Origin of the sequence: Nostoc sp., from assembly GCF_036917415.1 — a bacterium.
In the GTDB taxonomy this organism is placed as follows: Bacteria; Cyanobacteriota; Cyanobacteriia; order Cyanobacteriales; family Nostocaceae; genus Nostoc.
The window spans coordinates 1-12,531 of record NZ_JBALDJ010000115.1; the positions used below are offsets into that span (position 1 = coordinate 1).

Sequence of the window (12,531 nt, forward strand, 5' to 3'; positions counted from 1 at the left end):
CTTAGATTAAAGCTCGTAATTCACGGCTCTAGCCCTTTAAATTCTTATACAGAGCGATAAATCGCTCACTACAAACAAAAGTTATATTTTACATTATTCTATACAATTGAGAACCGCTATAGCTATCTTGACAAGATTATAAATCTTAATTTTAACCCAAAGATAGTATATATATTTAACAATAAAATTGATATAGATTCTCGTTCTTAAAATATCAACTTGTAAAAACTTATTTTTTTCATTACATTTAGAAAAAGGCTTATATCTCAAGTAATTTACTAGCCTATACAGAAAAAATGAAGCAGAAAGTACATTCAGAATCTTCAGATTGTTGCAGCTGTGAACATGACCATCACGAGAATCATAACCATATTCATAATCACAATCATGATGATAATCATAACCATGACCACAATCATGAACACGGGGGAGAGTTCAATCTGAAAAATGAGGTATTGCCTTTAGTAATGATTTTAAGTTTATATGCGCCTGGTGTAATTTTTGAAAACCAATTACACAATACATTCTACTCAATAGGAGAATATCTGCTTTTCATTCCTGCTTATTTATTAAGTGGATGGAGTGTTTTGAAAACTGCTGGACGCAATATAGTCAGAGGTAGAGTATTTGATGAAACATTTTTGATGACAGTAGCGACATTAGGGGCGATCGCAATTCATAAATTACCCGAAGCGGTCGGAGTCATGTTATTTTACAAAATTGGAGAATTGTTTCAAGATATTGCCATCAGTCGCTCCCGTAATTCGATCAAATCATTATTGGAAATACGCCCAGATTATGCAAATATCCAAATAGAGGGAGAACTGAAGAAAGTATCGCCAAAAACAGTAAATATTGGGGATATTATCGTTGTAAAGCCTGGAGAAAAGATTCCCTTAGATGGCGAAATTATAGATGGTAATTCGCAAGTTGATACATCTGCGTTAACTGGAGAATCTGTACCGCGAACGGTAAGAATTGGAGAAACAGTTTTTGCTGGGACGATCAATAAAATAGGTGTTCTCGGTATTAGAGTCACAAAACTATTTAATGAATCTTCCATTGCTAAGATTTTAGACTTGGTGCAAAATGCCAAAAGTAAAAAAGCAGAAACAGAAAAGTTTATTACTAAATTTGCTCGATATTATACACCAATAGTAGTTTTTATATCTCTAGCAGTTGCAATATTCCCTCCTTTATTCATTTCTGGCGCAACTTCTTCAGAATGGGTTTATCGTGCCCTAATTTTACTAGTTATCTCCTGTCCTTGTGGACTCGTTATCAGTATTCCATTAGGTTACTTTGGAGGTGTGGGAGGTGCAGCTAGACGTGGTATTTTGGTTAAAGGCTCTACTTTTTTAGATACTTTAAATGCAGTCAATACAGTTGTTTTTGATAAAACTGGAACGTTAACTAAAGGCGTATTCAAAGTAGCCAAAATCGTACCATTAAATGGCTGGAATGAACAAGAGTTGCTGCAATTAGCTGCCAAAGTAGAATCGCACTCAAATCATCCCATTGCTCAATCTATTCGTAAAGCTTATGGTGGAAAAATCGATGAATTTGAGATCGGAGATTATGAAGAAATAGCAGGCTATGGAATTAAAGCTAAGGTTGAAAATAGAGTAGTGATAGCAGGAAGCGATCGCCTATTGCATAGAGAGAAGATTTATCACGATAATTGCCAGTTAGAAGGAACAGTGATTCATCTAGCAGTGGATAATATTTACGCTGGCTATATTGTCATAGCTGATGAACCCAAAGAAGATGCGAGACTTGCTATTCAAGCACTCAAGCGAATGGGTGTAGAGAAAACAGTAATGTTGACAGGAGATAATCAAGCGATCGCTTCTCGAATTGCTCAACAGCTTGGCATAGATACCTACGAAGCAGAGTTATTACCTGAAGAAAAAGTTAATGCCATTGAGAAGTTACTCAGCACCGCTGGCAAGCATGGTAAAGTTGCCTTTGTTGGGGATGGAATTAATGATGCACCAGTAATTGCTAGAGCAGATGTTGGCATAGCAATGGGCGGATTAGGCTCAGATGCAGCGATCGAAACTGCGGATATTGTGATCGTGACAGATGCACCATCCAAAGTGGCAGAAGCAATCGAAGTTGGCAGAAAAACTCGTAAAATTGTTTGGCAAAATATTGGGTTTGCGCTAGCAATTAAAGGTGTATTTATTGGATTGGGTATTTTAGGGATAGCAACAATGTGGGAAGCTGTATTTGCTGACGTTGGAGTAGCAATGCTGGCAATTTTAAACGCAACTAGAGCGATGAAATAAAATTTTTGAAAATTGGGAATCTGTAATTGGAAAATTGTAGTAGTTAAATTATGAGTACTTCTCACTCATATTCTGCTAACTAATAGTAAAACCTATGAATCCATCAATCAAAGGCATTGCTACAGCTACTTTAGCTTTACTGTTAAACTATTCAGTAAACCCAGCCTTTGCACTACCCCAGAAAATCAATCATCCAGTTACTATTGCTAAATTGCAACCCTTAAAAGATACCTTAATTGTTCCTGGGGAACGAGTGGGGCCAATTACACGCAAAACCACCAAGCAGGATTTAGTCAAACTGTTTGGTGTGTCCCGCCTCGTTGATAAAACTATCTCTGGCGCTGAAGGAATAGGTAGTTTTGCAGCTACTCAGTTAAATCTAAATCAGGGGTGCTCTCTGCTAGTAGTCTGGAGTGATAATACTCGTACCAAACCTCTAGATGTGCGTAACTTTGGTTCAGCTTGGAAAACCCGCGAAGGTATTGGAGTGGGAACCCCTTTGAGCGAATTACGTAAAAAATTAGGTGATTTTAAACTTTATGGATTGGCGTGGGACTACGGCGGTACTATTTTGTTGGATAGTAGTAAATTATCCCGTTATCAAGGCAAACTCATTTTACGAGTAGATACGGCTCCCAATGCTTCTGAGAAGTTCCCCAATGATTACCAATCAGTATCTGGGGATGGTACTTTTTCCTCCAGCAATCCCCACTGGAAACCTTTGGGAATTAGGCTAGCAGAAATTATCGTTGTACTGAATCCAAGTGAGTAGTAATATGTTAAATATCAATTTGCTTGCTAGGGCGTAGAGTAACCATGAAGACAACGTTCACTGAGGCTTTGAGGCTGGTAAAGTAGTTAAGTTTCAATTAGAACAGCAACTTCTTGATAACAGACAAAACTGGCACATCTTAGCGATGAACCAGATAAAATTGAGTCTGGATTGTAATCATAAGACTTATGTAAATATACAGTTATTTGGTGCATGGAAATCAAGATTTACTCACCTAGAAACAAGGAAAATAAAGATATTCAGTTAATTGGTGTTTGTTTATACTATTTCAATTCTTTGTAATTGTTATACTCATAACTTAGGTTCTACCTGGGAATTAGGAAGTGGCTTTGCCACTTCTTTTTATTTATCTGCTACTCTAATAAAAAATCGATTAAAAGTTAAAAATAACTTTGTTAAACTTTTAACATTTATTAAGTATAATACCATTTTGCAAAATATCTGCTAGGCATTCATTGGTAGAGGCGCACATCTATACGCCCCTACAAACGATTTATATGTTGCAAAGATTGTTGACAATAGTTATGATATCGCGTGCGTTTAATTGGCCAAGCAGTCTGACGGAATTTTGGTCATAATAGATATAATGTTAGTCATTACTCATTGTATCTTCCCATCTCTCACGCTTGGGCTTGCTCTCCACATCGCGCGATCGCATTACTTGCCAAGTCCCCCACATTAGGGATTGCTGTTTTTCAACATAGTTAATAAACTGCATAATTGAGTAATCTGCTTTAATGGGAGTTTTCAAATCAAACTGAATTGTTTGAAGAATCTTGATGTCACCCATGAGAAAGTACTTAGCTGCAATCTTAGTCAGCCATAGGACAACTCGATTGCATAACCAACCAAAAATTCCTTTACGTTTTTTAGTCATCAACAGAACTTGACCTTCAGTTTTCCCCCCTTCGTAGAGGCGAACTGCAACCATCATGTGGATATGTAAGAAATCAGGGCCAATTGTCACAATGCCAATGCTACCGTACCAATAGCAAATACTGTAAGTTATGACATTTTTGTAGAAAAGACGGATGAGCTTAATTAAAAAGAAATTGTCTTTGATGGGTGTAGTATTACTGAAGATAATCGCATTCTCGTTCAGTTCGTGTCTTTCAAAAATAATTTCTAGTGGCAATTGGTGAACTGTATTGAGGTGTTGAGCATCAATTGCATTAATCATCACCACATTGGGGTGACAATTCAGCAAGAAGTGGGAATGAATGGCTACATCACACTCTTTTTGCTCTAACTCTGGAACAAAAGGTAGAGGTTGTTGCGGTATTTCTCCAGTCCAAACCCAAATCATCCCATATTTTTCAGCAGTGGGCCAAGTTTGTAACTTTAGAGAAGGTGGTACATCTAAACATGGGATATCAATACACATTCCCTCAGCATCAAACTTCCAGTGGTGGAAAAAACAACGTAGTGCATTACCTTCAACTTTGCCTTCAGCAAGATGAGCACCCATGTGGGGACAGTAGGCATCTAAGATAACTACTCTTTTATCTTTACCACGGTAAATTGCCAATTCTCTACCCAAAATCGTGACAGGTTTTACTTCACCCACCCGCAGATTTTGAGAGGGTATTACCCAATACCATCCCTCAATAAAACGCTCTGGATTATTGAAAATTTTAGGTTTACGGATTGAGCTAAAAGTCTGCGAGTTGAGATTCATTTTTATGGTTTCACTTGAAGTGAAGCAGTTAATCTAGAAGTAACATGAAAACTTCAAAAAAACAGTTACTTTCAGTACCATGAGAAACAGCTACCCAACAAATGGATAAAAATCATCAGGTAAAATATTGAACAAATATTATTATAAATGTCAAAATTATCTCAGTTTAATATTAGCTAAATCCCAAATATCCATTGAAAATAGATATTTGAAAATTTACAACTTAGTAAAATCTCTAATTAGATAAAAACTTCCAACACTGATCCTAATATTTTGTTTGACTCTCAAATCACTTGATATTTTGCAAAATATGTAATAATAATTACAAGAGTTGGGAAAATCTACCATGTTAACTCAAGATAAAAAACTGCTTTTAATTGGTCAGGTAACAGATTTAACTGGAATACCCATTAGGACAATTCGTTATTACGAGAGTTTAGGTTTAATCAATTCATTAAGACGAACAGAGGGAGGCTTTCGCCAGTTTTCATTGGATGTGCTAACTCGTTTAGCATTCATTAAAAGGGCACAAAATCTCGGTCTTAGCCTAGAAGAGATTGGTAATATTCTTCAGGTTTATGACCAAGGCCAAACTCCCTGTGGTGAAATCAAAGAAAAACTTGAAGAGAAGGTCTTACAGATAGATCGCCAAATCGATCAGCTGTTAACTTTGCGCTCTGAAATAAAAGGATTACTTTCAGGCTGGAAGAATATCAGCGAGCATCATGAGAAGACAATTTGTCCGATTATTCAAAATACCTCTCAAAACTGACACTAATCAGGAATCAGAACTTTTATAGAGAAGAAACCACCACAACTCTAGTCCAATTAAAGCTAAACCTGCGATCGCAACACCAACTTTCAAGTCCAAAGGTTGCTCAATGCTTTGAAATTGGCTGGTTTGCTCTGATGAATGGGCTGGCATTTCTGCTAATGTTACACCTGATGTTCCAGCGATCAGCACTAAAGCTATCAGGCTTCCCCAAAGCGTTTTTTGACTGAACATTTGCTAAATTACCCTGCAATTATGAGCTAATTTTTGGTTGAAATTTACGCAATCTGAGGGCATTGCTAACAACAGACAGCGAAGAAAGAGCCATCGCAGCGCCGGCAATAATTGGATTGAGTAACCAACCAAAGATAGGGAACAAAATTCCCGCCGCAATCGGAATACCAATGACATTGTAAATAAAGGCAAAGAAGAGATTTTGCTTAATATTGTTGATGGTGGCGCGACTAAGTTGAATTGCTGTCACAATTCCTTGCAAATCTCCAGAAATTAAGGTGATATCGCTAGCTGCGATCGCTACATCAGTTCCCGTACCAATAGCAATTCCCACATCGGCTTGTGCTAAGGCTGGCGCATCATTTATCCCATCACCAACCATTGCTACGAGGGAGTGGGGATTGGGTACTGAAGATTGGGTATTGGGAAGAATTTTCCCTAGTCTCCAGTCCCTAGTCCCCAGTCCCCCTTTCTGAAGGGCTTGGATAATCGCCGCCTTTTGATCTGGACGCACTTCGGCAAAGATTCGCTGGATGCCAACTTGTAGAGCGATCGCATCAGCAGTTTTACGATTATCTCCGGTGAGCATTACTACTTCTAAACCTAACTTTTGTAAGGCTTTCACCACTGCTGCTGACGAAGGTTTTAGGGCATCAGCAATACCCATTATTCCTTGTAGTTCGCCATCTACAGCAATCAAAATAACTGTTTTACCAGCCGCTTCCCAGGCATCTTTATATTGCTGGAGACTCATGGTGTTAATTCCAAGTTCTGTTAACCAGCGTTGTGTACCAATTTGCACAAGCTGATTTGCAACAACTGCTTGCACACCACTACCTGCATTAGCCACGAAGTTCTTTGCATCTATTAAAGTCACTTCTTGAGACTGGGCGTATTTCACCACCGCTGCCGCTAAAGGATGCTCAGAATTGCGTTCTACCGTTGCTGCTAATTGTAAAAGCTGGATTTCATTACCATTAGCCGTGCCGTTGACAGTTACAAAGTCTGTAACTGTCGGTTTCCCCTGAGTTAAAGTGCCAGTTTTATCTAGAACAATGGTTTGAATTTTGTGTGCTAGTTCTAAGCTGTCAGCACCTTTAATCAAGATGCCATTTTCTGCACCTTTGCCCGTCCCCACCATTACAGAAGTGGGCGTAGCTAAACCCAAAGCACAAGGACAAGCGATAATCAGTACACCCACCGTTGTCATTGTTGCGAGGGTGAGGTTGCCAGTGAAATTAAACCAAATTACAAAAGTGGCGATCGCGATCGCAATCACAGCAGGTACAAACCATCCTGTAACTCGATCTGCCAAACGCTGAATTGGTGCTTTAGAACCTTGTGCTTGTTGCACCAGTTTGACAATTTGAGCCAAAAACGTATCATTTCCGACTCGTGTCACCCGAAACTGAAATGCACCCGCACCGTTAATCGTTGCTCCAATCACCTCATCTCCTGGCTGCTTTTTCACTGCCAAACTTTCACCCGTCACCATCGCTTCATCTACCGTTGAAGCGCCTGCAATCACTTCCCCATCTACCGGAATTTTTTCACCAGGACGCACTAAAATCACATCGTTGATTCTGACTTCGGCGATGGGAACATCAATTTCTATTCCATCACGGATAACTCTGGCATCTCTAGCTTGCAGTCCGATGAGTTTGCGGATAGCTTCAGAAGTTTGTCCCCTAGCACGATTTTCCAACAAGCGCCCCAGCAAAATTAAGGTAATGACAATAGCGGCAACTTCATAGTAAAGATGAGGAATCAAACCCTGAGCAATAAAAAATTTTGGGAAAAGAGTGACAAACAAAGAATATAGATAGGCTGCACTTGTACCCAAAGCAATTAACGTGTCCATCGTTGCTGTATGGCGCTTGAGGGATTTCCAGCCATTCCGGTAAAAAGATCCACCACACCAGAACACGACGGGTGTTGTCAGCACTAACTGCACCCAAGGATTTTGCAGGAAGCTGGGAATTAAGGGTAAGTTCAGCCCAGTCATCATGGGCAACGACCCCAAAAGCAGGAAAATGCTAATTACACCTCCCACCACTACTTTGAGAGAGAGTTGGCGTTGTAATGCTTGCCTACTCGCTTTCTCAGCATCATCTTCTTCAAAAAGCAATTCTTCCTGGAGTGAATCAGAAGAGTATCCCGCAGATGCGATCGCAGCTTGGATTTTCTCTAAATTTGCTAGAGAGCGATCGTATTTGATGGTAGCTTGCTCTGCTCCAAAGTTAACGTTGCAGTCAATCACCCCAGAAACAGAGCGAATTGCCTTTTCGATATTGTTGGCGCAAGCAGCGCAACTCATGCCTCGAAGTTTGAGTGTGAGAGTATCCATGTTGGGGATTGGGAATTAGGGATTAGGGATTAAGGATTGGGGATTGGGGATTAAGGGTTGGGGATTGGGGATTGGTTATTCTCCTAGTACCCAGTCCCCAGTCCCTAGTACCCAGTCCCCAGCCCCCTTTCTTTAAGCAACTGGATAACCCGCAGCAGCCAACGCTTCCTTAATTGCTGTTTCTGATGCTTGAGTTTGTACACTAACAAGCTTGGTTGTTGGATCGGCCTGAACGCTAGCATTGGCATCGACTGCCTGAAGTGTTTTGGTGATGGTGCTTGCACAAGCAGAACAAGCCATGTTGGGAACTGTGAGTTGGAGAGTCATAGATTTACGGGATAAAATGAACAACTTAGCCAGATCGAGCTGGATGACTGAGACGTATCCCTCACACATCAGAAATTTCTGGTTGAGAGTCGCCTTGAATTTATCCTAGACTCTCTAGCCGGCTGGAGAGTCTAGAGATTTTAAAAAGTTTTTCGCTAAACTTCAAATTTCTTTACAACTTTGGTTTGACTGAGTAACGTTGCCCATCAAAAATACAACGTACTACAACCCGATTGACATCCAGAGTTTCTTAGTTATATGAGCTAAAAATAGCAATGTGGCAACGGCTGATAGCAAATTCGTCAGTTTTATCGCTGGTTGCTTCGCTTCCATACCCTTGGTTGATAAATTGTTGCTATAGCAGTCCTAAATCATTTGTGAAATATTTTTGGAGTTGGCTGTCATTAGTCATTAGTCATTTGTCCTTTGTTATTTGCAATTACAAAGGACAAATGACCAAGGACGACCATAACAAAAATTTTCACAATCTCATTTAAGATTGCTATATCAGTGAGTGATATCAGCAGCTAGTTACTTAAACAGGAATAAATACCTGTGTAAGATGTCGGAATTATTGACGGGAATGTTGAAGAATGCGGATGAATAAAATTTCTAATTTTTGAATTGACTCAATCGCTTCCTGATGGTCTTCGTATTTGTCCTGTTGCTGAAAGGATGAAGTTAGTTGTTGACATTTGAAAAATCTCACTGGAGTTGCTTAAATTTATTATTTGCCGATAGCAACAACTCTTGAGCTTTTAAATAAACAGTTGTACCTTTTTCTACCTTTTCTAATTGGTTAATAATGCTGTGTAACTGACTAATTATACGATTGCGATCCAAATTTTTGGGGTCAGTGGGAATTGAAGCCATTAAACTTTCTATTTCTTGTTGTGCTATTGCTAAAGCCTGTACAGAACTAGACTCAGCTTGTCGTCTTACTTTGACTTGACCCAAATTAGTCTCATAAGTTGCTAATAACTTTTGTGCTTCCACATAACCTACCACATCTGACGAAGAAATCTGTTTTAACCGATTAATGGCTTCTGACCATAAATTTTCTATTTGTTCCCATTCGGTGACTGTGTGCGGTGGATTTTGACCAGCTTTTGCAGCTTGCCAAGAAAATTGCTGTGCTGCGGTAATTAAAGCACTGATGCGTTCATTTCCCGCTGCTAATCCTACAACTTCTTTAAAATCACGCTTGTAGGCATCTAGTTGATTTTGAGCAGTTTTTCCGGCTAAGGTTTGTCCGGGAATCTCTTCTAACTTATCCAGTGCTGAACGCCAAGCTGCGATCGCCAACTTTTTATCGGTTACTGTTGTAGCAATTTGATACTGCTGTTTTGCATTCAATAATGCTTGACTATTATCATTGAGCAAGGTTTGAGCGTTTTTTTCCTGAAAAACCTTGGCTGAAAGCTCTCCTACTTGACGACGCGCTGCATTCAGACCGTAAACGCTGAACCGCCAGTCGTACCACCAATATTTGTATTCCGGCCAATCGTCAACCAACCCAACTGGCAAGTTATCCAAATGTGTTTTTGTCTGTTGCAGTTGCTGTTCACCCAACACTAAATCTGCTGCACTAGTGGGTTTTTCAATCAAGTATTCAGCTTGCTCAAGTGATGCTAACGCCTGCCGATAGTTTTGTTCCACGCTCATGTAACTGGGTAGCAATAAAAAAGGCGCATTTTGCACCACAGTCCGGCGAATTATTGGGTAAGGCAGATTCGCCACCCAAACCACACCTGCGGGAATGCCGATAAGTATTGCTATCCATATCAACTTAGTACCTATACCTCTGTTGGCTTTACTAGGTCTTTTTTGATGGGATATACTGCTAACCTGCCCTTGTGCTGCTATTTCCTGTTCTAATTCAGCTAGAGTTTTTGGTTTTGATGGCTTTGCTGGTTGCTTCAGCACTATAGGTTGTTGGCTGATTACAGATGGATTTATCCCAGAAACATTTTGATAGTTATTACGGGAAAATTTTTTAGTAATTTTGTGTAAAAAGGTCATAGATAGATTCAGTGCTTAGTTTAGTATTCCCCAACTAAGCTCGAAATAAAAACAATACGTGGCTTTTTACAAAAGCTCCAAGGGTGCGATCGCTATTTATAGTATTTTTGTACTATATAAAATGGGGTATCCACAGGTGATATGGATGTGCAAGTTGAAGCAGAAATGGTAGACGTTGTGGCGCGATTGAGTCCGGTGTTGACGTTTAAAGCGTAGCTGCCAAATAAAAAGCCCCTGGTCAAAACCAGGGGTATCCATCTTTATTCCCTCATTTAGAATCGCATCTGTGAAGCTATAGTAAATCCGTGCTGATGCGATAACTGCATATAATGATGATTATTTTGCAATCAGCAAATGAAAAGGGGCTGGGAGGTTAGGTTTGAGTAAAAGTTACACACGGCGTTACAGATCCATTTTGATCTAACTCCAAGGCTGTCAGCCTGTTTTGTCAAATTGGGCAATTGTTCTAATTGTTTGTATACTTTCTGAGTGCAATCTTCATTCAAAACATGGGATTGTGTTCGTTATCCCAACACTTGCGATCGCTCCAATTTCTGCCAAGTTTCAAGTTGGTGAGGTACACAAGCTAAGTCTATTACCCAGGTAGAAAGAGTGTTTTACTTCTGAATTTTGAATTCTGCTGTATCTATATCTGATACCAAAATTTGGTGTGATGATGGCAGAATAGAAGTAGCACTAATTCTTTTTTATGACTAGAGACGATAAATCTGAAACTTCACAAAAGAGTGCATCTGCGATCGTTGGTTATGAAGATTTTTTAACTGAACTAAAAACACGAATTTCTAGCGCTCAGTTACAGGCCGCAGTTGCAGTCAATAAAGAATTACTATTACTCTACTGGCAAATTGGGCGAGATATTTTGAATCGCCAACAGCAGCAGGGTTGGGGTGCAAAAGTTATTAATCGTCTGGCGGCTGACTTGCAGAAAGCTTTTCCAGAAATGAAAGGCTTTTCGCTTCGCAACCTTAAATATATGCGAGCATTTGCCGAAGCTTATCCAGACGAGCAATTAGTGCAGCAAGCTGCTGCACTAATTCCTTGGTTTCATAACTGCGTCCTTTTGGATAAAGTCAAGGATAGTGGTGAACGAGAATGGTACATACAGCAAACTATCCAGCATGGATGGAGTCGGAATATTTTAGTTCACCAGATTGAAAGCAAGTTGTATCACCGTCAGGGTAAAGCGACTACCAACTTTAAGCATACTCTGCCTCAACCACAATCAGAATTAGCACAGCAATTGTTGAAAGATCCCTACACTTTTGATTTTCTCAATTTAGGGGAAGATTTTCTGGAACGTGATTTGGAACGTGCTTTAATCAACCACATCCGCGATTTTTTAATAGAGTTAGGAGTTGGTTTTGCTTTTGTAGGTAGTCAATATCATCTTGAAGTTGGTAGTGAAGATTTTTATATTGATTTATTGTTTTACCACTTGCGTTTACGCTGCTATGTAGTAATTGACCTGAAAATTGAAGAGTTCAAGCCAGAGTATTCCGGCAAGATGAATTTCTATGTTAGTGCAGTGGATGATTTGTTGAAACACCCAGATGATCGGCCTACTATTGGAATGATTCTATGCAAGAGTAAAAATAAGGTAATTGCCGAATATTCTCTGCGAGATATGCATAAGCCGATTGGTGTTTCTGTGTATCAGCTACAAGATATTTTGCCGGAGGCTTTGCAAGGTAATTTGCCAACGATTGAGCAGTTAAAAGCTGAATTAGAAACGATTACTAAAATTGAATTAGGACTCGGTTTAGGTGTAAAATTTGAGGGGAAAATAATTCATCCGCTTGGAGAAACAGTAGATAAGCAAAACGAAATATAGCAACTTATCAATACTAAATTAGATAAAATATGTTCAATAATTTTAAAATATCCTTTTAAAACTATTGGGTGACTAGAAGTCGCTACTACAGAATCAAAGTCCACCTTCGTGGACTAACGAAATAAAGTTTTGTCTGTGTAGCCAGGACTTCTAGTAGCCAAGGCTAGTAATAAATTAGAATTTACAAACATGCTCTAAATAATTTTCACAACTCA

General features: G+C 39.4%; 10 protein-coding genes. 4 read left to right on the forward strand and 6 right to left on the reverse strand.

Features of this window, described 5'->3' with window-relative positions; genetic code table 11:
* The first annotated feature begins 296 nt into the window (after positions 1–296).
* Together V7K41_RS27075 and V7K41_RS27080 are read left to right on the forward strand one after the other, a co-directional pair.
* Positions 297–2,291: a heavy metal translocating P-type ATPase gene (locus tag V7K41_RS27075; protein WP_334853227.1), complete on the forward strand. Its 1,995-nt coding sequence runs from the start codon at positions 297–299 to the stop codon at positions 2,289–2,291.
* Between the two features lie 94 nt (positions 2,292–2,385).
* Entirely contained in the window at positions 2,386–3,063 is a 678-nt protein-coding gene (locus tag V7K41_RS27080) for a hypothetical protein (RefSeq protein WP_334853230.1), read from the forward strand.
* A 610-nt stretch (positions 3,064–3,673) separates the two neighbouring features.
* Here V7K41_RS27080 and V7K41_RS27085 read toward each other — a convergent pair.
* The gene (locus V7K41_RS27085) at positions 3,674–4,762 is read right to left on the reverse strand and encodes an aromatic ring-hydroxylating dioxygenase subunit alpha (protein ID WP_334853232.1); all 1,089 of its coding nucleotides are present in this window, start codon (positions 4,760–4,762) and stop codon (positions 3,674–3,676) included.
* Between the two features lie 346 nt (positions 4,763–5,108).
* Between V7K41_RS27085 and V7K41_RS27090 the strand changes: the two genes are divergently transcribed.
* Entirely contained in the window at positions 5,109–5,534 is a 426-nt protein-coding gene (locus V7K41_RS27090; protein WP_334853235.1) for a heavy metal-responsive transcriptional regulator, read from the forward strand.
* Between the two features lie 6 nt (positions 5,535–5,540).
* Here the strand turns inward: V7K41_RS27090 and V7K41_RS27095 are convergent, their stop codons facing one another.
* From V7K41_RS27095 to V7K41_RS27115, 5 genes are all read right to left on the reverse strand, one after another.
* Complete coding sequence (locus tag V7K41_RS27095) at positions 5,541–5,768, reverse strand: hypothetical protein (RefSeq protein ID WP_334853236.1); 228 nt, start codon at positions 5,766–5,768, stop codon at positions 5,541–5,543.
* A gap of 19 nt (positions 5,769–5,787) precedes the next feature.
* A complete protein-coding gene (locus V7K41_RS27100; protein WP_334853239.1) occupies positions 5,788–8,115 on the reverse strand; it encodes a heavy metal translocating P-type ATPase in 2,328 nt (775 codons plus the stop codon).
* Positions 8,116–8,247: 132 nt separating this feature from the next.
* Positions 8,248–8,442: a heavy-metal-associated domain-containing protein gene (locus V7K41_RS27105; protein ID WP_334853240.1), complete on the reverse strand. Its 195-nt coding sequence runs from the start codon at positions 8,440–8,442 to the stop codon at positions 8,248–8,250.
* Positions 8,443–9,013: 571 nt separating this feature from the next.
* Positions 9,014–9,151: a hypothetical protein gene (locus tag V7K41_RS27110; RefSeq protein ID WP_334853242.1), complete on the reverse strand. Its 138-nt coding sequence runs from the start codon at positions 9,149–9,151 to the stop codon at positions 9,014–9,016.
* Positions 9,148–10,464: a hypothetical protein gene (locus V7K41_RS27115; RefSeq protein ID WP_334853244.1), complete on the reverse strand. Its 1,317-nt coding sequence runs from the start codon at positions 10,462–10,464 to the stop codon at positions 9,148–9,150. The genes V7K41_RS27110 and V7K41_RS27115 overlap by 4 nt, the downstream gene beginning before the upstream one ends.
* 709 nt (positions 10,465–11,173) lie before the next feature.
* Here V7K41_RS27115 and V7K41_RS27120 point away from each other — a divergent pair.
* A complete protein-coding gene (locus tag V7K41_RS27120) occupies positions 11,174–12,316 on the forward strand; it encodes a PDDEXK nuclease domain-containing protein (protein ID WP_334853246.1) in 1,143 nt (380 codons plus the stop codon).
* The last annotated feature ends 215 nt before the right edge of the window (positions 12,317–12,531 follow it).

Excerpts from the sequence above, each read along its gene's own strand:
- V7K41_RS27080 (WP_334853230.1), top strand. The coding sequence starts at position 2,386 with ATGAATCCATCAATCAAAGGCATTGCTACAGCTACTTTAGCTTTACTG.
- V7K41_RS27075 (WP_334853227.1), top strand. The coding sequence starts at position 297 with ATGAAGCAGAAAGTACATTCAGAATCTTCAGATTGTTGCAGCTGTGAA.
- V7K41_RS27120 (WP_334853246.1), top strand. The coding sequence starts at position 11,174 with ATGACTAGAGACGATAAATCTGAAACTTCACAAAAGAGTGCATCTGCG.
- V7K41_RS27095 (WP_334853236.1), bottom strand. The coding sequence starts at position 5,768 with ATGTTCAGTCAAAAAACGCTTTGGGGAAGCCTGATAGCTTTAGTGCTG.
- V7K41_RS27100 (WP_334853239.1), bottom strand. The coding sequence starts at position 8,115 with ATGGATACTCTCACACTCAAACTTCGAGGCATGAGTTGCGCTGCTTGC.
- V7K41_RS27085 (WP_334853232.1), bottom strand. The coding sequence starts at position 4,762 with ATGAATCTCAACTCGCAGACTTTTAGCTCAATCCGTAAACCTAAAATT.
- V7K41_RS27090 (WP_334853235.1), top strand. The coding sequence starts at position 5,109 with ATGTTAACTCAAGATAAAAAACTGCTTTTAATTGGTCAGGTAACAGAT.
- V7K41_RS27105 (WP_334853240.1), bottom strand. The coding sequence starts at position 8,442 with ATGACTCTCCAACTCACAGTTCCCAACATGGCTTGTTCTGCTTGTGCA.
- V7K41_RS27115 (WP_334853244.1), bottom strand. The coding sequence starts at position 10,464 with ATGACCTTTTTACACAAAATTACTAAAAAATTTTCCCGTAATAACTAT.